At 44.2% G+C, this 19,565-nt stretch carries 16 protein-coding genes and 1 other RNA gene; 7 read left to right on the top strand and 10 right to left on the bottom strand.

The genetic code is table 11. The features are described 5' to 3' along the window. The first annotated feature begins 18 nt into the window (after positions 1 to 18). Both pgi and FE810_RS04145 read left to right on the top strand, forming a co-directional pair. The gene (gene pgi / locus FE810_RS04150; RefSeq protein WP_138318777.1) at positions 19 to 1,659 is read left to right on the top strand and encodes a glucose-6-phosphate isomerase; all 1,641 of its coding nucleotides are present in this window, start codon (positions 19 to 21) and stop codon (positions 1,657 to 1,659) included. A 243-nt stretch (positions 1,660 to 1,902) separates the two neighbouring features. Continuing rightward, positions 1,903 to 7,026: a PAS domain S-box protein gene (locus tag FE810_RS04145; RefSeq protein ID WP_138318776.1), complete on the top strand. Its 5,124-nt coding sequence runs from the start codon at positions 1,903 to 1,905 to the stop codon at positions 7,024 to 7,026. A 55-nt stretch (positions 7,027 to 7,081) separates the two neighbouring features. On the opposite strand, the gene rnpB is transcribed toward FE810_RS04145, so the two are convergent. Continuing rightward, positions 7,082 to 7,477: RNase P RNA component class A (gene rnpB, locus FE810_RS04140), an RNA gene on the bottom strand. A 54-nt stretch (positions 7,478 to 7,531) separates the two neighbouring features. Continuing rightward, the gene (rsmI, locus tag FE810_RS04135; protein WP_138318775.1) at positions 7,532 to 8,386 is read right to left on the bottom strand and encodes a 16S rRNA (cytidine(1402)-2'-O)-methyltransferase; all 855 of its coding nucleotides are present in this window, start codon (positions 8,384 to 8,386) and stop codon (positions 7,532 to 7,534) included. A gap of 384 nt (positions 8,387 to 8,770) precedes the next feature. Between rsmI and FE810_RS04130 the strand changes: the two genes are divergently transcribed. The 4 genes from FE810_RS04130 to FE810_RS04115 all read left to right on the top strand — a co-directional run bounded on the left by FE810_RS04130 (position 8,771) and on the right by FE810_RS04115 (position 12,269). After that, positions 8,771 to 10,672 (top strand): penicillin-binding protein activator, encoded by a 1,902-nt coding sequence (locus FE810_RS04130; RefSeq protein ID WP_138318774.1) that lies wholly within the window; start codon positions 8,771 to 8,773, stop codon positions 10,670 to 10,672. Then, positions 10,635 to 11,039 carry a YraN family protein gene (locus FE810_RS04125; RefSeq protein WP_246036898.1) on the top strand — a complete coding sequence of 135 codons (405 nt, stop codon included), beginning with the start codon at positions 10,635 to 10,637 and terminating at the stop codon, positions 11,037 to 11,039. The genes FE810_RS04130 and FE810_RS04125 overlap by 38 nt, the downstream gene beginning before the upstream one ends. A 2-nt stretch (positions 11,040 to 11,041) precedes the next feature. Further along, entirely contained in the window at positions 11,042 to 11,632 is a 591-nt protein-coding gene (locus FE810_RS04120; protein ID WP_138318773.1) for a phosphoheptose isomerase, read from the top strand. A gap of 70 nt (positions 11,633 to 11,702) precedes the next feature. Beyond that, on the top strand, positions 11,703 to 12,269 hold the full coding sequence (locus tag FE810_RS04115; protein ID WP_138318772.1) for a BON domain-containing protein: 567 nt from the start codon (positions 11,703 to 11,705) through the stop codon (positions 12,267 to 12,269). Positions 12,270 to 12,339: 70 nt separating this feature from the next. Here the strand turns inward: FE810_RS04115 and FE810_RS04110 are convergent, their stop codons facing one another. The 8 genes from FE810_RS04110 to zapE all read right to left on the bottom strand — a co-directional run bounded on the left by FE810_RS04110 (position 12,340) and on the right by zapE (position 18,893). Continuing rightward, positions 12,340 to 12,747 carry a ClpXP protease specificity-enhancing factor gene (locus tag FE810_RS04110; protein WP_138318771.1) on the bottom strand — a complete coding sequence of 136 codons (408 nt, stop codon included), beginning with the start codon at positions 12,745 to 12,747 and terminating at the stop codon, positions 12,340 to 12,342. Positions 12,748 to 12,778: 31 nt separating this feature from the next. Continuing rightward, complete coding sequence (gene sspA, locus FE810_RS04105; protein ID WP_138318770.1) at positions 12,779 to 13,420, bottom strand: stringent starvation protein SspA; 642 nt, start codon at positions 13,418 to 13,420, stop codon at positions 12,779 to 12,781. A gap of 145 nt (positions 13,421 to 13,565) precedes the next feature. Continuing rightward, a complete protein-coding gene (locus tag FE810_RS04100; RefSeq protein WP_138318769.1) occupies positions 13,566 to 14,318 on the bottom strand; it encodes a cytochrome c1 in 753 nt (250 codons plus the stop codon). 2 nt (positions 14,319 to 14,320) lie between these two features. Continuing rightward, positions 14,321 to 15,583 (bottom strand): cytochrome b, encoded by a 1,263-nt coding sequence (locus tag FE810_RS04095; RefSeq protein ID WP_138318768.1) that lies wholly within the window; start codon positions 15,581 to 15,583, stop codon positions 14,321 to 14,323. Further along, entirely contained in the window at positions 15,583 to 16,173 is a 591-nt protein-coding gene (gene petA, locus FE810_RS04090) for a ubiquinol-cytochrome c reductase iron-sulfur subunit (RefSeq protein ID WP_138318767.1), read from the bottom strand. Before petA ends, FE810_RS04095 begins: the two co-directional genes overlap by 1 nt. A gap of 503 nt (positions 16,174 to 16,676) precedes the next feature. Beyond that, positions 16,677 to 17,069 (bottom strand): 30S ribosomal protein S9, encoded by a 393-nt coding sequence (rpsI, locus tag FE810_RS04085; RefSeq protein WP_138318766.1) that lies wholly within the window; start codon positions 17,067 to 17,069, stop codon positions 16,677 to 16,679. 3 nt (positions 17,070 to 17,072) lie between these two features. Continuing rightward, positions 17,073 to 17,501, bottom strand: a complete 429-nt coding sequence (gene rplM / locus FE810_RS04080) for a 50S ribosomal protein L13 (protein ID WP_136734097.1) — start codon at positions 17,499 to 17,501, stop codon at positions 17,073 to 17,075. 276 nt (positions 17,502 to 17,777) lie between these two features. Continuing rightward, complete coding sequence (gene zapE / locus FE810_RS04075) at positions 17,778 to 18,893, bottom strand: cell division protein ZapE (RefSeq protein WP_138318765.1); 1,116 nt, start codon at positions 18,891 to 18,893, stop codon at positions 17,778 to 17,780. A gap of 228 nt (positions 18,894 to 19,121) precedes the next feature. Between zapE and FE810_RS04070 the strand changes: the two genes are divergently transcribed. Further along, positions 19,122 to 19,538 (top strand): Z-ring associated ZapG family protein, encoded by a 417-nt coding sequence (locus FE810_RS04070; RefSeq protein WP_138318764.1) that lies wholly within the window; start codon positions 19,122 to 19,124, stop codon positions 19,536 to 19,538. The last annotated feature ends 27 nt before the right edge of the window (positions 19,539 to 19,565 follow it).

Here is a 19,565-nt window from a genome sequence, read left to right as displayed (position 1 = left end):
GGACGAGGAGCACAGCGAATGGCACTTAGAACTCAACTTTCAGGATGGCAAGCAGTTGAACAACACGCTGAGACGATGAAGTCTCAGCATATGAAAGATTTATTCGCCAACGATAAAGAGCGATTCCAAAAATTCTCTTTGTCCTTGCCTTCCATGCTATTTGATTATTCAAAAAATCTGGTGGATGAAACCACCATGCAGGCATTATTTCAGCTCGCTCGCGAATGTGAGCTGGAGGCCTGGCGCGACAAAATGTTCCGCGGAGAACGGATAAATATCACTGAAGATCGATCGGTATTGCACGTTGCTCTGCGTAATCGCAGTGCAGAGCCATTGCTCCTTGATGGTGTCGATGTTCGTGCTCAGGTCAAAAATGAGCTGAACAAAATGCAGGCCTTTACCGAAACCGTGCGTAGTGGCAAATGGTTAGGATATACGGGTAAAGCCATTACTGATATCGTAAGTATCGGTGTTGGTGGTTCTAACCTGGGTCCGCAAATGACGACCGAAGCATTAAAAAGCTATGGTGATGGCACATTAAATGTGCATTATGTGTCGAATGTGGACGGCAACCAGGTTGCCGATGTGTTGGCACCGTTAAATCCGGAAACGGTTTTATTTGTGGTTTCAAGTAAGACCTTTACCACTTCAGAAACCATGACCAATGCCAACACAGCAGTCAACTGGTTACTGGCCAGTGCAACCGATAAGTCAGCAATCGCTAAACATTTTGTCGCGGTTTCTACCAACACCGACAAAGTCACCGAATTTGGTATCAGTGAAGATAATATCTTCGATATGTGGGACTGGGTTGGTGGTCGTTTTTCACTGTGGTCAGCAATCGGGTTACCAATCGCGCTGTATCTGGGTTTTGAGCAGTTTATTGAGTTGCTTGACGGCGCTCACATTGTTGACAATCATTTTGAAAACACGCCATTGGAACAAAACATGCCGGTAATAATGGCACTGCTTAGCCTGTGGAATTGTACGTTTTTAGGCGCACAATCTCAGGCCATATTGCCTTATGACCAACCATTGCACCGTTTGACGGCCTATTTGCAACAAGCAGAAATGGAAAGTAATGGTAAACATGTCAATATGTCAGGCGAGAAAGTTCCCTACCCTACGGTTCCAACAATCTGGGGTGAAATCGGTATTAATGGCCAGCACGCATTTTATCAGTATCTGCATCAAAGCAATAATATAGTCCCTGCGGATTTTATTGGCTCAGTGACAAGTGTTGCGAATGTTGCAGGTCATCACGATATTCTGATGGCAAACTTCTTTGCCCAATCTGAAGCCATGATGGCTGGCGTTAGTGAAGAAGAGATCAGAGCGGATCTGGCCAGCAAAGGTCATAATCAGGCTTATATCGATAGCGTTGCTCCTCATAAGGTTCATGAGGGCAATCGTCCCACCAATACGATTTTAATGGATCGATTAGAGCCGAAAACCATGGGTATGTTAATTGCGCTTTATGAGCACAAAATCTTTACCCAAGGGATCCTGCTGGATATCTGCTCTTTTGACCAATGGGGCGTGGAACTTGGTAAAGGTCTGGCAAATCAGATCCATCACGAGATTGCCGCCAATCAAGTCAGTGAACATCACGATTGTTCAACGGCCTCTTTGGTAAGTTATTATAACGATAACAAGTAGGCGGTCATGATAATAACGCGCCGAGGTTGAAAAACGTTTACCCAATGACATCATAGGTATCTACGAACAATACTTCGATGTAATCCTCCTGCTTTATGGCAAGCTTACTAAGCCCGGTTCACACCGGGTTTTTTATTTTGTTTAGCCGATATAAAACAATATGATGCTAAATGCCCTGCCCCCAATCATGTCTATCTCGAACTGCTATTATTAATAACATTAGCGGCTACATAACGAATCATTTTGACCGAATCCCTGATTGCTATCATTGTTCTGCTCATTGCTATTCTGGCTTTGGTGATCAATAGCCTGAGAAACCATGTAAAGCAGCTGAAAAAACCAATTCTGGAAGACTCGCAATCCAGGCGTCTTGTGCTTGGCGCTTTGGTGATATTTGTTGTCATTATTGCCGTGATCATCATTTTCGGCTTGCAGCGAATCAAAATGCAGACCAATGAGCAAGTCGGCAAAGCCTTGAGAGCGATGGTAGAAACCACCGAGACCGCTCTGGAAAACTGGTATGAAGGGCGCAAGACACTACTTCGCTATATGGCGGATAATCCTGCAGTCATTGACCAGACAGAGCGACTGCTCAGCATTGAAAAAAATTACCTGGAAGGCAGTGTTCCTTTAAAAACCATTCGCGAATTTTATCGAAATTTGCCCAATGATTATTACGGTTCTTTAGGATTTTTTATTATTTCCAAGGGCTACATCAATTTTGGCTCGATGCGCAATGAAAACCTCGGTCAGGAAAATATCATTTACAAGCAACGACCCGAGTACCTTAATCGGGTGTTTCAAGGGCAGACCATTTTAATTCCGCCAATGATTTCTGATGTTCCCTTACATAAACTGCAACGGGGAGCCGGTTCCCACAACACCACCATGTTTGTGGCAACACCGATTTTCAATGACAAAGGGGAAATTATTGCGGCGTTGGCGCTGCGTCTGGATCCTTTTAAAGAGCTCGTTGGTATCACCCAAATTGGCTATCTCGGATCTTCCGGAGAAACCTATTTAATTGATAATCGCGCCGTATTAATTTCTTCTTCCCGATTTGAAAAAAAACTCGCCAATTTAAATTTATTGCAACAAGGTCAGGCCAGCATTCTAAACGTTAAGGTATTAGATCCGAAACGCGAGCTAACCGAGGATAAACCGTTTAACGCCATACGTGATGAGCTTATTCCTACATTCAGTGCTCAGCAGGCATTAAACAAAGTTGCGGGTTACTCCGTTGATGGCTACCGAGACTATCGTGGCAAACAGGTTATTGGCGCTTGGAACTGGAATGAAGAGTTAAATCTAGGCATTATTTCGGAAATCGATTACGAAGAAATTCAGGCTGGACATCTGGCACTGCGTAACACCGTCACCGCAGTGTTGCTTAGCATCCTTATCTTGTTCACTCTTCTAGGCAACTTTTCACTGCGCATCGTGCGCACCATGAATACCCGACTGAATGAAGCAAATTCGTTGTTGGAGCAAAGAGTCGAAGAGAGGACTCGGGATCTTACCGATCGGGAACGACGATTGTTTGATATCTATGAGCATTCGCCGGTTGCTTATGCCACCATAGATCCCAGTGGCCATTTCGACAAACACAATCACGTATTTGCTGAATTAACCGGCTATGCGCGAGAAGCATTCGACTCTTTAGATTTTTGGCAATTAATGCCGGGTGGTAAAGAAAATCAGGAGGGCCAGGCGCTATTAATCAATGCCCAAAAAAGTCCACAAAAAGACATTAACCTGACCATAATTGATCGTCAGGGGCGGGAAAAAGAGGTTTCAGCATCTGCAACTTTCACCAAAGCCAACCATGAAATTCGTCTGTCGTTGCTCGATATCAGTGGACGAGTTCAGGCATTACGTAAGGTTGCATCAAATGAGCAGCAAATTCGTTCAATCGTCAGTAACTTACCCGGGGCCGTATTTCGCTTTGAGTTATCCGGTCGGCATTGGCAAGAACGGGGAAACTTAAAATTCCTGAGTGACAAAATAGAAGGCCTAACCGGCTACCCGAAAGAAACCTTTCTAAAAGAACCGCCTGATTTATTATTATCAGAACTCATTATCGACAAAGACAGAAAAAGAATTATTAAGCAGTTCAAGGATGCGGCTATCAAACAGCATCCGCTACTCACCACATTCAAACTCAACGACAAACACGGCAATGAGCGAGTGATTCAGGTGCGCGCAAATGGCGACCGGGACAACTACAGCGATACCATTTATTTTGATGGCGCATTGCTCGATATTACTAGCCAGGAAAGCTTAAAAGCAGAACTAAAAGAAAGTGAAAACCGATTTGCGACCATACTCGACAGTGTAGCCGATGGCGTGGTTGTGATTGACCGCAACGGCGTTATTCAAAATTTCAGCCGTTCGGCTGAAACAATTTTTGGTTATAGCCGCCACGAAGTGATAGATAAAGAAGTCTCTATCCTACAACCCGATGCGATGGGGGATACCCACAATATTTTCTTAACTCACTACAAAAGCAAGGGGGGGTCTGACGTTGTCAATCACGTGCGCCAACTCACTGCACAGAGAAAAAACAAAGAAGTGTTTCCAATGGAAATTGCGGTGCGCGAAGCGGAATTGGATCATCAAAAAGTATTTATCGGGATATTACGGGATATAACCGAACGCAATCGCCAGCAGCAACGACTGATTGAAAGTGAAGAGCGACTTGATAGCGCGACTCATGGGGCAAAAATTGGATTGTGGGAGGTATACCCACAGAAAGGCTCTGCGCTCATTAACGCCGTTTGGGCAACAATGTTAGGTTATGAGCCACTGGATATTCTTGAAAGTGACAGCAAGTGGTCAAAACTCAAGGGTGGCTACGAAACCTGGATGAGCCTGTTTTTGCCAGAAGACCAACAATTGCTAAAGAACCTGGCCAGTGACTACATGGGGCAGAAAATTGTTGAGCACAGTAACGAAATAAGAATGCGCTGCAAAGACGGAAGTTATAAATGGATCCTAACCATGGGTCGGGTCATTGAAACCGACAATCATAACGAACCTACCCGAATTTTAGGCGTTCATATTGATATTAATGAGCGGAAAAAGCTTGAGCTTAATTATGAATCGGCGAAAGAGATTGCCGAAAATGCGAACCGTGCCAAATCAAACTTTCTCGCCAATATGTCCCATGAAATTCGCACCCCAATGAATGCCATTATTGGCATGTCGCATTTAGCATTGAGTTCTGATTTAAACCAACAGCAACGGAGCTATATCGATAAAGTCCATCGTTCCGCAGAATCTTTGCTTGGCATCATTAACGACATTCTCGATTTCTCAAAAATCGAAGCCGGTAAACTAGACGTGGAATTGAGTAATTTTGATCTCAGCGAGGTGCTTGAAGATCTGGTGAATTTTGTCGGTATTAAAGCCGAAGAGAAACACCTCGAACTTTTGTTCGATATTCAAAATGATTTGCCGATGGCGTTAATCGGCGACTCCTTGCGGTTGACTCAAGTGCTGATTAACCTGACCAACAATGCCGTGAAGTTTACTCAAGAAGGTGAAGTATTGCTGCAGGTTTCTTCTCTGCGCACGACCAACTCAGATGTGGAAATAAATTTTGCGGTTACCGATACCGGTATCGGCATGAGCAAAGAGCAGCAAGCTGACTTATTTAAGCCTTTTACCCAGGCAGATGCTTCTACCACGCGAGTCCATGGAGGCACGGGCCTGGGCTTAGCCATTTCTAAAAAGTTAATTAACCTGATGGGTGGGGAAATTGTTGTACAGAGCAAGCTCGGAAAAGGCAGCACCTTTTCATTTTCAATTAAATTCAAATTACAAACCAACTGCCCGAAGAAACAAGTCGCTAAAGTCGGCAAGATACAGCATATTCTCGTGGTCGATGATAATGCCCATGCCAGAGATATATTCGCCCGGATACTGCAATCCATGGGGTATCGATACAAGCTCGTCGCGAATGCCAAAGATGCCTTGGCCCTCATCAATCAGCATGACCAAGAGGATCCATTCCAGCTTTTACTCGTGGACTGGCAAATGCCGGTACTCGATGGCGTAGCGTTGGCGCGGATCGTTTTAACCGAATTGGAGTTAAAAAATCCACCTCTGGTGTTTATGGTAACGGCGTTTGGCCGAGAGGAGTTAACCCTGCAGCTTAATGATTTGGTAGTGGATGATATTCTCACCAAACCGGTAACACGCAATAAACTGCAACAAGCAATTGTTCAGGTCAGTGGTAAGCGACAAACGAGCGATCTGAAGTTTTCAACACCAAAACTAAAAATGCAAGCCGCGATAAAGCAACTGCGTGGTACGAGAATTTTGGCGGTGGAGGATAACGAGGTTAACCAACAACTTATCAGTGCATTGCTCACCAAAAATGGTATTGAATGTGATATTGCCGAAAATGGCTTGATCGCGCTAGATATGCTTGAACCGGATCGCTATGACGGCATATTGATGGACTGCCAAATGCCGGTGATGGACGGCTATTCCGCCACCAAAAAAATTCGCCAACAACAAGCGTATACGACATTGCCTATCTTAGCGATGACGGCCAATGCGATGGCCGGTGACAAAGAAAAAGCCATCCAAGCGGGGATGAACGATCACATTGCCAAACCTATTAACGTCGAAACCATGTTTCAAATAATGGCGAGTTGGATCAATACCGATGAGCAGCGGCAACCACAACACATAACATCGAGCGTCGAAAACACCATTGAAAACATTATTCCCAACAAAATGATCACCATCAATATCAACGATGGACTGAGGCGTGCAATGAACAATCGCCCGCTTTATCAAAAATTACTGCTCGGTTTTGGTAAAAGTCAAAAAGGGTTTAAAGACAAGTTTCGCGCCGCAATCGAAAACAATGACATTGATGAAGCAATTTATCTGGCCCACACTCTCAAAGGGCTGGCTGGCAATATTGGCGCGCTTGAGGTACAACAAAATGCCGAAGTACTCGAGCAACAGGCAAGAACCGGCAACCTGAATTTTGCGGCAATGCAACAAGTGACAAGGCCACTGGAAATGGCCATCAAAGAAATTAGTGTTAAAGTTCCTGCGCTTGTAAGTGAAAGTGACAGTGATACCGAAGCGTTACCATCACAAGAATTCAAACCGGCAAGGAAATGTATCGAAGAATTACAGATAATGCTTTGTGCTTACGATACCGCCACCTCTGACTTTATCAGTGCCAATCGACAGACGTTACAATCGGCTCTCGGGGCCAGTTTATATACACAGTTAGCCCGTTCAATCGAACGCTATGACTATGAAACCGCACTGGTGGATTTGCAGGCGCATATTCAGCAACAGTCGGACGAAAACGACAACGGAATCCCAAACATCGAATAACGTAAATCCCAAAAAAGAAAACCCCGCCGTTATCGCTAACGTCGGGGTTGTAGTATATGTGAGTTGGCCGCATAAGCCGGGTTCTGTTCTTCAATCATCGAAATGAAAAAAGTGACAATCATTCGTCTAGGCTATAAATCGCTCTATAGCTCAAGCAACCTACCCGGTTCTCGCGCGAGCCACGCATTAATTCCGAAGAATCGTAGAACCCTATTTGGTCTTGCTCCGGGTGGAGTTTACCCTGCAGCCAACTGTTACCAGCGGCCCGGTGCGCTCTTACCGCACCCTTTCACCCTTACCGGTATCTAGGATACTTAGGCGGTCTTCTCTCTGCTGCACTTGTCGTGGGCTTGCGCCCCCCAGACGTTATCTGGCACCCTGCTCATTGGAGCCCGGACTTTCCTCCCCCATTTAACCGAAGTCAAACGGCAGCGATTGTCTGGCCAACTCGGGCGGCATTGTACCGATTGCCCACTGGCAAGGCAAATTTAAACCGCATCAGGGGCTAGTTATTTTTGTCTTCCAGGGTCAGTGCATAGAGATCATTCTTTTTCAAACCAAACACCTCAGCGGTCACCGCACAGGCTTTTTTAGGTTTCATTTCTTTCAAAAGCAATGCCAAGGTTTTGCGCGCTAATGGGGGAATTTCGTCAGAAGACGCTTTTTTTCCTTCAATCATTAACACCAGCTCACCTTTTTCCTGATTCGCATCCGTCTGCAACCAGCGTAATAACTCTGAGGCAGTATCGCCATAAATAGTTTCAAACGTTTTGGTGATCTCCCGGGCAATCACAACATAGCGATCTGTCCCAAGGGTATTTACGATATCCGCGACGGTATCCACGATTCGGCGCGGCGCGTCATAAAATACCATAGTGCGAGTTTCATCTTTTAATGACTCAAGCGTGCTCATTCTGGCACCTTGTTTCGAGGGTAAAAAGCCCTCAAATGTAAACCTGTCGGTGGGCAATCCTGCTACAGATAGTGCCGCAATTGCAGCACAGGCACCGGGCACTGGTACAACATTTAAGGATTCGCTTCGACAATGACGTACTAAATGAAAACCAGGATCAGAGATTAGCGGCGTACCCGCATCACTGATTAAGGCGACCGACTTGCCGGCTTTCAACCATTCACTAATTTGTTCCTGGCGCTGACGCTCGTTATGGTCATGTAAGGAAATCGTTCGATTAGAAATACTGAAATGTTGTAACAAACGCCCGCTGTGACGAGTGTCTTCGCATGCTATCACATCAACCTGACTAAGGACTGCAATTGCCCGTTGAGTCATATCCAGGAGATTTCCTATTGGCGTGGCAACCACATATAGAGTGCCCGGCTGAACAATTTGCTGATTCATAATTTGCCTGTTTATCTAACGTTTAGCATTTGCTACATAAATGAATAATATCGATTCGTGTATTTGGGTAACACTGAGTAACGGTATCGCGTCTTATTCGCGAGATTACTCCGGAGTCTGATTTTCGTTAAAAATCTTTTTGACTAACAGGCCTGTTTTTGAGCTTTCCTGGTAATCTGATTACACCTTGTAACATCTATCGGTTGCCCTATTGACGGTGGGCGGTTTATTATAATGTTAATTACAACAATTATCTGCTCTATGTTTTAGGAATATGTCGTTTTATCGTACTCACCATGAAATGACTGTTAGTATTCGCAAAGCATCGGCATAGAAGATAATAAAAAACCTAGCCCCCTTACGCTAAAGCGAAAATCAGACTTTATGAACGTTAAATCCCTGCTGTTTTTTAGTATTGTCATATTAATACTTAATGGTTGTGCAACGCCTGAACCTAAAAAAGCGCCTAAACAAGCGAATGATACACAGCAACAATTAGAAAGCGTTGAGGAAAAGCCCGTTTCGGTTGAAGATCTATTAGCTCAGGCTAAAACTGAAGATAACGAAGACGCGATCATTCTCCTGCTTCAGGCCGGGCAAAAACTACTTAAACAAGAGCAGAGTGAAAAATCACTGTTTCTGTCTCAGCAACTGAGCAACCTGCCGCTGAATCAAATCCAATCGAATTACAACTTGCTAAATATGGCAGAGGCAAGTTTAATGCTCGATGATCCAACATTATGTCTTTCTTTACTGTCGCAAATAAAAGCATCGAGTACCGCCAAGCGAAAACTTCGCTTAACGGCAGATGCATTACTCGCACAGGGCAAGCTACCGCAAGCAATAATTGCTTACCTGGAACAATACAACCTCTATCCTTCCGATGATATCGAGGAATTGCAAAAGCTAGAGCAATTAGTCGGTCAGCTTATGCCTTGGCAGGTAGATTTTCTGGAAAAGCAAAATCCTCCTGAGTTAGCAGGCTGGCTTGAGCTGTCAGAAATTTTAGCGGCCACCAACCCAGAATCGACACAAAAAGATAACTTACAGCGCTGGCAAAATCGTCATACCGCGCACTCTGCAATGCCACTAGTAGAATCTAAATACCAGCCTGTCTTTATTTTACAATCAACAACGCCTGTTCAAACTCAGGAAAGCGACGTTGCAGGGCTTATTGATGAGATGAATGGCAAAGGTGCTGACACTAAAATAGAAAATATTACGGTCATTATCCCGTTGTCCGGTCGCGAAGCGAGTATCGGCGAGTCGATTCAACATGGACTGCTGGCGGCTTATCAAAAAAATGATAATACTCGTCAGTTAACCTTTATTGACAGCAATAGCACCCCAATGACTGATATCACTCAGTCGCTAATGCTCACACCACCAGATTTCGTTATCGGGCCATTGCTGAAGCAAAATGTCGATGCCTATCTCGCCACCGAACAAGTATTAATGCCACACACCTGGCCAACACTGTTGTTAAATTTGCCGGAACAGCAAATGTTAGGCGAACAACATTATGTGTTTTCAATGCGCCCAGAAGATGAAGCTAAACAATCGGCGTTTACTTTGTATCACAAAGGCTACCAACATCCCGTGATCCTCAGTCAGGATTCCAGTTTAGGTAAACGACTTGCGGATACATTTCAAAACCAGTGGTTTCAACAAAGCGGCAGCAAACCTCAGGTCATCTATTACCAAACCAGTAAAGAAATGGAGTTGGCCGTCAAAAGCGCGCTCGATGTCAATTTATCCAAAGAGCGAATATTCTTAATGCGCAATCGCATGAACGAGAATTTAAAAGCCGAACCTCGTAATCGCCGGGATATCGACATGATCTATATCTTTGCCAGCGCCGATGATGCCCGCCTGCTTAAACCTTATGTTGATGTGAATATCAGCCCATTTGCACAGGCGATCCCAATATTTGCCAGCTCTCGCAGTCATAATATCAACCGCGATAAAAATACCAGTCGCGACCTTAACGGTTTAACGTTTACTGAGATCCCCTGGTTATTGCCAAATGAAGCCAGAGATAAGCAATTAGCCGAGCAGGCACAGCAGTTATGGCCAACCACAACCAGCGTCATGCAGCGTCTATACGCCATGGGCATAGATAGCATGAATCTGGTCGATAAAGTTCAGCTGATGGCGCAAAATCCAGCACAACGTCATAACGGCGAAACCGGTACATTACAAATGGATAGCGACCGAATTATCAGCCGCTCCCTGTCCTGGGGTAAATATGGTTTTCGACAGGTTACGACAACTTCGATGGAATAAGCTCGCGGCTAAGCCTGTGGCGGCTGCGATGGAATGTCGCGCTCGCCAGTATATAAAAGCGCAGGGGCTTGATTTTATTACCGCAAATTATCACAGTAAATTTGGTGAAATTGATTTAATTTTCAAGGATCAGGATTGCTGGGTATTTGTTGAAGTGAAATATCGATCGCAAACTAATTATGGCGAAGCGGCTGAACAAGTCGTAAAGTCTAAACAACAGAAAATCATTCGCACCGCGCAAGTTTTTCTGCAAAAACAGGGACTGAACGAGTACAATACTCAATGTCGTTTCGATGTCCTGAGCCTGACAGGCTTAGCCATCAACCCTAGAATATCCTGGCTGAAACATGCCTTTTTTGGAGCTTGATTATGTTAGAACGAGTTAAAGACAATTTCCGCGAAAGTATTGAAACAAAAATTGCGGCAAGTGAAGCATTACCAGTGGCGATTGAAAAAGGCGGCATGGTAATGGTGGAATGTCTTTTGGCCGGAAAAAAAATCCTAACCTGCGGTAACGGTGGTTCAGCAGGCGATGCCCAACATTTCTCTTCAGAGCTGTTGAATCGCTATGAAACGGAACGTCCAAGTTTACCGGCGATAGCATTGACCACCGATAGCTCAACATTAACCTCAATTGCCAACGATTATAGCTACGAGGAAGTTTTTTCCAAGCAAGTGAGAGCCCTGGGTAACGGCGGCGATATCCTCTTGGCAATATCGACATCCGGTAATTCGAAAAACGTTATCAAAGCAATTGAAGCCGCAGTCGCAAGAGATATGAAAATTATTGCTTTGACCGGTAAAGACGGTGGCGAAATTGCCGGTTTGTTAGGAGAGAATGATGTTGAAATCCGTGTTCCTTCTAGCAGAACGGCACGAATTCAGGAAGTGCACTTGCTTGCCATCCACTGTTTGTGCGAAATTATTGATACAACCTTATTTCCACAGGCTCAAAGTTAACCCAAAATAACAATAAACATTGCTTTTAGTCATCTAAAAGCGCCAACAACAATCAAACAAGAAGAATATTATGTTAAAGCAGCTTATTTTGATTACAGCCATGGTTGGCACATTGCAAGGATGTGCAGTGGCTCTTGTAGGCGCAGCCGCCGGCGGCGCAATGTCTTATAATGACCGTCGCACATTAGGCGCGCAAGTTGATGATCAGGCGATTGAAGTTAAGGCCTACGGACGGGTTCGCAACGAACCTTTGCTTGAAGAAGCCACAAACGTCAAATTCACCAGCGTCAATGGTCATTTACTCGTTGTCGGTCAGGCACCTACGCAAGCACTAAAAGATCAGGTTATTCGTTTAATCAGTGATATCCCAGGTGTGCGCAAACTGCATAATCAAATCCGTGTCGGCAAAATGTTAAATATTACCAGCAAGGGCGCAGATTCCTGGCTTACGACGAAAGTAAAAACCGAATTGTTGATGGATGAACGTATCGACTCTTCTGCAATTAAAGTGGTAACTGAAGACTCTGAAGTCTTTTTAATGGGGTTAGTCGATCAGCAGGAAAGTCAGATTGCGGTAGATATTGTCCGTAATGTGTATGGTGTTGCCAAAGTCTATCGAGCGTTTGAATATCAATAGCCTTAGGGAATCATCAGGACATAAAAAAACGGGTTTCAAACCCGTTTTTTTATGTGGAATACTCTAGAGATTATTTAACAATCGATAACGTTGGCTTGCCTTTTTTGGGAGGCTTGAGTTCTTCTTCCTGCTCAACCTCTATCGATACTTCCTCAGGTAACTCTTCAGGGTAGTTAACTTCAAAAGAGGTACCTACCCCATTTTCCCGTGCATAGATAGCAGCAACCGCTTCGAAGGGCACCACCAGGTGCTCCAATTTACCACCAAATCTGGCACTAAACTCGATCACTTCCTCACCCATTGCGAAACCGCCCACACTTACAGGTGCGATATTCAGAACGATTTGTCCTTCGGTAACATAAGCAACAGGTACTTGAACGTCAGGGAAATACGCATCAACGGCAATATAAGGCGTTAATTCGTTATCCACTATCCATTCAAAAAAAGCCCTGATCAGATAGGGCTTATTAGACGACATCTCAATATTCATACTACTACAGAGAACTATACTAAGCTGGGTGACCGAAGCGCAACTCGCGTTCCGCTTCCGTTAAAGACGCCTGGAACGATTCGCGATCAAACAGGCGTAACATGTAAGACTTTAACTCTTTGCTACCTTGGCCAGAAAGCTCGATGCCAAATGCCGGAAGACGCCACAATAGTGGTGCCAGGTAACAATCTACCAAACTAAACTCTTCGCTCATAAAGTAAGGCGCTTCGTTTAGAATCGGAGCAATTGATAACAAGCTCTCACGTAACTCATTACGCGCAGATTCCGCTTGTGCAGCAGAACCATTTAAAATCTTAACCGCTAAGGTATACCAGTCGTTTTCAATGCGATGCATCATCAAACGGCTACGGCCGCGAGAAACAGGATATACAGGCATTAATGGCGGATGAGGGAATCGTTCATCTAAATACTCCATAATGATCTTGGCTTCATATAACGCCAATTCACGATCAATAAGAGTTGGGACAGTTCCATATGGATTTAAATCAATTAAATCTTCAGGAAGGTTATCCATGTCCACCAAGTGGATATCCACACCGACGCCTTTCTCAGCCAACACGATACGTGTTTGATGACTGTACATATCATCGGCGTGTGAAAACAAAGTCATGACAGAGCGTTTGTTTGCGGCTACAGCCATATATCCTCCAAAAATATTCTTATTAAAAAGTATCGGTTTAAGAAAAAGACCTGATACGACAAAGGGGCTGAAACTAATATCCCTATCTCGATATTAGTATAGCCCCTGAATTTTGCCCTAACTTAACGTGTCAGGGCGAAATAAATTAGTGAACGTCACGCCAGTATTCTTTCTTCAGCAAGTAGCTCAAGATAAACAGAATAACCAAGAAGCCCATCACCCAATAGCCAAGACGGATGCGGTCAACTTTCGATGGCTCACCGGTATATTCCAAAAAGTTAGCTAAATCGCGAACCATAGTGTCATATTCTGCCGCTGTCATCGTGCCTTCTTGCACCATCACTAAATCATCACTGCTTAGCGGACGCTGCTCTTTCGTTGGCAGTGCCAGCATGGCTTTTGCGTCATCACTCAATTCCTGCACGCCTTGCAGGTTTTGAAATACGTGCGGCATACCCACATCTTTAAAGACGATATTGTTTACGCCAAAAGGACGTTCCGGGTCGACATAGAAACCACGTAAATACGTGTAAATCCAGTCTGCACCTTTGCGAGAGCGAGCGACCAAAGTCAGATCAGGTGGCGCAGCACCAAACCAGGCAGCAGCTTCTGCCTCTGGCATATTATTGGTGATGTGATCGCCCGGCTTTTCACCGGTAAACATCAAGGTTTCGATGCCTTCTTTTTCATCAATACCTAAATCCGCAAAGGTACGGTTATAGCGTTGATATTTTAATGAATGGCAACCTAAACAAGAATTCATAAAGGTTTCAGCGCCATTGCGCAACGAAGCTTTATCGGTAATATCGTTATTCGCTTTATCTAGTGGAATGTTGCCACCAGCGGCAAATACCATTGCCGGGAATACACATAATAGGGTTACTAATACTTTTTTCATTATTAAGATATCCTTTCCGGTACTGGCTTAGTATCTTCGCCTTTAGAATAGAACCAAAGCGCAATGAAGAAACCAAAATAACCTAATGACGCAATTCGACCAACCAAGTTGGCGAGATCAGATGCTGGCATGGTACCCAAGACACCAAGAATAACAAAACAAACTGAAAATTGGATTAAGTTTAGCAGATGCCACTTGCTACGATATCGGAATGAACGCACAGTACCACGGTCGAACCAAGGCAAGGCAAATAACATACCAATCGCGGCAAACATACCGACCATACCAAGTAATTTGTCTGGAATTACACGCAATATGGTGTAGAACGGACCAAAATACCAAACCGGAACAATATGTTCAGGGGTTTTCAAACCATTTGCCGGTTCAAAGTTCGGCGCTTCTAAGAAGTAACCGCCACCTTCTGGAGCAAAAAACATTACCCAACAGAATAATAGTAAGAAACCAACCACGCCCATAATATCTTTTACCGAGTAATACGGGTGGAAAGGTACCGCATCGACGATGTCGTATTTTTGCGTATAGCTTTCATGGTATTTAAACGGACTTTGTTCGGATTCTGGAACACTGCCTTTTGGCTTTTTGATATCAGTGCCTTCCGGGTTATTAGAACCCACTTCATGCAAGGCAAGAATATGAAGGAACACCAGAACCACAAGCACCAATGGCAACGCAATAACGTGTAATGCGAAGAAGCGGTTTAATGTCGCGCCGGAGATTACATAGTCGCCTCGGATCCAGGTTGTAAGGTCTTCACCAATCACAGGTATCGCACCAAACAGGGAAATGATTACCTGCGCGCCCCAGTATGACATATTACCCCAAGGTAATAAGTAACCCATAAAGGCTTCAGCCATTAGAACCAAGAAGATCAACATACCGAAGATCCACAATAGCTCACGAGGCTTCTGGTAAGAACCGTACATTAGACCACGGAACATATGCAGGTATATGACGATAAAGAATGCCGATGCACCGGTAGAATGCATGTATCGCAATAACCACCCGTAATCAACGTCTCGCATAATGTACTCAACCGATGCAAATGCGCCGTCACCCGATGGTTCGTAATTCATTGTTAACCAAATACCAGTTACGATTTGGTTAACGAGTACTAGCATGGCGAGTGAGCCAAAAAAGTACCAAAAGTTAAAGTTTTTTGGAGCCGGATACTGACCAACGTGTTTGTTCCACGCTTCAGTAACCGGTAGTCGCTTGTCTATCCAAGCCATGAAATTAGCAAACATTAGGCATCTCCTTCATCAATACCGATGATCAAGGTGTTGTCATCTAAGAATGAATGCTTAGGAACGACAAGGTTCAATGGCGCAGGGACACCTGAGAATACTCGGCCTGCCATATCAAACTTGGAACCGTGGCATGGGCAAAAGAAGCCATAATCGACGCCTTCAACCTGCTCTGCGAAATCTCCCTTTTTATAGGAAGGAGCACAACCTAAGTGTGTACAGACACCCTCAGCAACCAGATACTCTGGATTAATGGAGCGATATTGATTTTGCGCGTATTCCGGCTGTTGCGCTTCATCGGATTGCGGATCGCTTAGCTGGTCTTCATGACCACCTAAAGCGTCAATTACGTCTTGACCACGACGCACAATATACACCGGCTTACCGCGATAATTTGTGCGAACCAACTGGCCAGTCGCAATTTTACTGATATTAACTTCCACAGGTGCACCGGCGGCTTTTGCTTTCGCGCTCGGGTTCCAGGAAGCAATGAAAGGCACAGCTGCACCAACAACACCTGCTCCGCCTACTACCGAAGTAGCGACTGTCAGAAAGCGTCGACGGCCGTTATTCACGGGCGCATTGCTCATTCCATCTCTCCATTATTAACTAGACAATAAATTTTAAGTATTTATTTCATTCCCTTTACAACGATGAATTAGCTGAGTGCTTTCAAGGTATTTAAGGGACTAAAAAATTTTGCCTATGATAATGAAATAGCCGTTTTTTTACAAGGTAAAACAATAAACAGAGGCGAGAAACTCGAAAATAGAGAAAACATTCAAAATCAATATTCAACAATCGGCAAACACCATTGATTAAGATTTCAGCAACTGTCCGTTGGCGCCTCAAAACAAGCGTGACATGGAATCATTACCGTTCGGTAACTGATTGAAAAGGAATACAAATACGGGATCGGATGGATTCATCTATGGAATAACACAATTGCATAGCGGTCGATGCAAGTCCAATCGCGATTGGGTAACTTTAGGGTCGATGTTGATCGGACGATACCGTTAAAACAAAATATCCAGACAAAATTTGCTCATAAAAAAAGCCGGTAAAGACCGGCTTTTTTGAACACGTAGTAAAATTAACGTTTTGAGAATTGTGGACGCTTACGCGCTTTGTGTAAACCAACTTTCTTACGTTCAACTTTACGAGCATCACGAGTAACGAAACCAGCGCCACGAAGACCGCTGCGAAGAGTTTCGTCAAATTGCATAAGTGCACGAGTGATACCGTGACGGATAGCACCGGCTTGACCAGAAATACCACCACCAACAACAGTGATGTTAAGGTCAAACTTTTCAGTCATGTCGACAAGCTCAAGTGGCTGACGAACAACCATGCGAGCAGTTTCACGACCAAAATATTCGGAGATATCTTTTTTGTTTATAGTGATGGTACCGTTACCAGCTTTCAAGAACACACGAGCAGTAGAGCTCTTGCGACGACCAGTACCGTAATATTGATTATCAGCCATTGCTTAAAGCTCCAAAACTTTAGGTTGTTGTGCCGCATGCTTGTGCTCAGGGCCAGCATACACTTTTAATTTACGATACATGTCACGGCCTAGAGGACCTTTAGGTAACATGCCTTTTACTGCAAACTCAATTGCACGCTCAGGCGCTTTCTCGATTAGTTTTTCAAAACTAATCTGCTTCAAACCACCAGGGAACTCAGTATGCGAGTAGTAAATTTTACCTTTCGCTTTGTTACCAGTAACGTGAACTTTCTCAGCGTTAACAACAACGATGTAATCACCGGTGTCAGCGTGAGGAGTATATTCTGGCTTGTGCTTACCACGTAAACGACGAGCAATCTCAGTAGCGATACGACCTAAAGTTTTACCTTCAGCGTCCACTACAAACCATTCGCGTTGAACGCTTTCTGGCTTAGCTACAAAAGTTTTCATTAAAAAAACCCATTTATTAAAAAGTTACATTAAATGGTAGATGATTTATCTACCGGTTAATTAAGACTTCGCTATTACCCCTTCGAGTATCGAGTCCGATGCCTGAAAACAGGCGTTGTAACGTTGGGAGGCGCGAATTATAGAGAAATTTATCGAAAAGATCACGTATAAATTTCAAACAAAGTGAAAAAAAGTGCCCTTTAAGGAACTTCCACGTTATTTGTACCCGAAACTGCAGGTTATCATCGACCTTAATGGAGTGTTACAACGGTCTGGTTAAGGTATATGTTCCGCCGCGAGGTAATCCAGTGACTGCATTTCCTGCAATCGACTCAGGCAACGTTTAAATTCGAAGCTCAGCGTGCCCGTCTGATATAAATCTTCCATTGCCGCTTCAGCCGAAATAATCAACTTAACTTTGCGTTCATAAAATTCGTCTACCAACGCGATAAAACGACGAGCAGCATCATCATTGTTTTGTCCCATGGCTTTGACGTCCGCAAGCAATACGGTTTGATATAGTCTCGAAATTTCCATGTAATCGGTTTGACTGCGCGCAGTCTCGCATAATTCATGGAAGTCAAAATACACAATACCATCGGCTTCTTTAATCGTGGTTAATTGGCGATTGTTGATTTCAATAAGCTTAGCTTGCTGTCCCTGCTCTGGTGCGAGCTGCTGGAAATACTGATCTAAGTTATTCGCGGCTGTTTGATCATTGGGATGGTGAAACAGGTTCGCCTGTTGCAAGGTGCGCAAACGATAATCAACGCCACTGTCAACGTTAACCACATCGGTATGTTCGTTAATCAATTTGATTGCGGGGAGAAATCTGGCGCGTTGCAAGCCGTTGCGGTAAAGGTCATCGGGAATAATGTTTGAGGTTGCCACCAAAGTCACGTTTTCCGCGAAGAGATACTCAAACAGGGTACCCAGAATCATTGCATCGGTGATATCCGATACGAAAAATTCATCAAAGCAGATTATTCGCGTTTCTTCGGCAAATTTTTTGGCGATAATTTTTAACGGATCCGATTGCCCTGACAGGCCTTTCATTTCCTGGTGAACGCGATGCATAAAGCGATGAAAATGCACTCGCATTTTATTCTCAAACGGCAAGCAATCGTAAAAAGTGTCAACCAAATAGGTTTTACCTCGCCCAACACCACCCCAGAAATACAGACCCTTGATTCGGCTTGGCGTATTTTTGCGATACACTTTTTTCCAGCCAGACCAGACTTTCTTAAAACCACTGACGGCGACCGGTTGCACCAGCAAGTCATCAAATAGGCGTTGCAAATGCCGAATGGCATTTTCCTGCGCAGTGTCATGGCTGAAATCTTCGCGTTGCAAATCTTGTTGGTATTTTTGGATCGGAGTAAGCTGAAGCATAATCATCTACAGGGCTGGTTTTACCAGCCGTGTTTGCTAAATAAGTTAATGTACTGAAGTCAATTTGCGGCTATTATAGAAGAATATAAGAACAAGTGGCACTGTTGTTTTTATACCAGGCTTCCAGATTAAATTCCGATTATGCATGGCATTCAACTGGTTTACGCAAAGTGGTTTGGTATTATCTGCAGTTGTTCACCGCACATATCGCAATTATAAGGGTAAAATATGGATATCATTATTTCGCTAAGTATCTTTGTCGCAGGTTTAATTATCGGTATTGTCGCGACACGTTTGTTGTCTAGTTCCAGTCAGGAAAATCAACGTTTAGAGAAAGAAGTCGAGCAACGTCGTTCTTCAATGGAGTCCTATCAACAAGACGTCGCCGTACATCTGAAAAGTTCTATGGAACTGCTTGGACAAATGAATGCTGCCTGTACCAAGGCAATGTTACAGATGGAAAAGAGCACTGATTTATTAAACAAAGTCAATCAGGAAACCAATGGTATGCCGTTTTTTGGCGCTGAAACCGAAGCTGAATTACAAGCGGTAGCAAAACTGCAGCGTCGTAAAAAGAAAGTTGAAAACCTCACCGAAGCACCTCGTGACTACTCCTCTGATCCGAGCGGTCTATTTGACAAATAAAAACAATTCGTTACATTTACCTACGGC

The organism is Thalassotalea litorea (assembly GCF_005843925.1).
Classification (GTDB): Bacteria; Pseudomonadota; Gammaproteobacteria; order Enterobacterales; family Alteromonadaceae; genus Thalassotalea_A; species Thalassotalea_A litorea_A.
Note: the sequence above shows the minus strand (reverse complement) of the source record. Positions and strands in the feature narration are given on the sequence as shown.

Excerpts from the sequence above, each read along its gene's own strand:
- zapE (WP_138318765.1), bottom strand. The coding sequence starts at position 18,893 with ATGCTTCAGCTTACTCCGATCCAAAAATACCAACAAGATTTGCAACGC.
- FE810_RS04110 (WP_138318771.1), bottom strand. The coding sequence starts at position 12,747 with ATGTCGTCTAATAAGCCCTATCTGATCAGGGCTTTTTTTGAATGGATA.
- FE810_RS04115 (WP_138318772.1), top strand. The coding sequence starts at position 11,703 with ATGTTAAAGCAGCTTATTTTGATTACAGCCATGGTTGGCACATTGCAA.
- FE810_RS04100 (WP_138318769.1), bottom strand. The coding sequence starts at position 14,318 with ATGAAAAAAGTATTAGTAACCCTATTATGTGTATTCCCGGCAATGGTA.
- rsmI (WP_138318775.1), bottom strand. The coding sequence starts at position 8,386 with ATGAATCAGCAAATTGTTCAGCCGGGCACTCTATATGTGGTTGCCACG.
- pgi (WP_138318777.1), top strand. The coding sequence starts at position 19 with ATGGCACTTAGAACTCAACTTTCAGGATGGCAAGCAGTTGAACAACAC.
- rpsI (WP_138318766.1), bottom strand. The coding sequence starts at position 17,069 with ATGGCTGATAATCAATATTACGGTACTGGTCGTCGCAAGAGCTCTACT.
- FE810_RS04120 (WP_138318773.1), top strand. The coding sequence starts at position 11,042 with ATGTTAGAACGAGTTAAAGACAATTTCCGCGAAAGTATTGAAACAAAA.
- petA (WP_138318767.1), bottom strand. The coding sequence starts at position 16,173 with ATGAGCAATGCGCCCGTGAATAACGGCCGTCGACGCTTTCTGACAGTC.
- rplM (WP_136734097.1), bottom strand. The coding sequence starts at position 17,501 with ATGAAAACTTTTGTAGCTAAGCCAGAAAGCGTTCAACGCGAATGGTTT.
- FE810_RS04130 (WP_138318774.1), top strand. The coding sequence starts at position 8,771 with ATGAACGTTAAATCCCTGCTGTTTTTTAGTATTGTCATATTAATACTT.
- sspA (WP_138318770.1), bottom strand. The coding sequence starts at position 13,420 with ATGGCTGTAGCCGCAAACAAACGCTCTGTCATGACTTTGTTTTCACAC.
- FE810_RS04070 (WP_138318764.1), top strand. The coding sequence starts at position 19,122 with ATGGATATCATTATTTCGCTAAGTATCTTTGTCGCAGGTTTAATTATC.
- FE810_RS04095 (WP_138318768.1), bottom strand. The coding sequence starts at position 15,583 with ATGTTTGCTAATTTCATGGCTTGGATAGACAAGCGACTACCGGTTACT.
- FE810_RS04125 (WP_246036898.1), top strand. The coding sequence starts at position 10,635 with ATGGTTTTCGACAGGTTACGACAACTTCGATGGAATAAGCTCGCGGCT.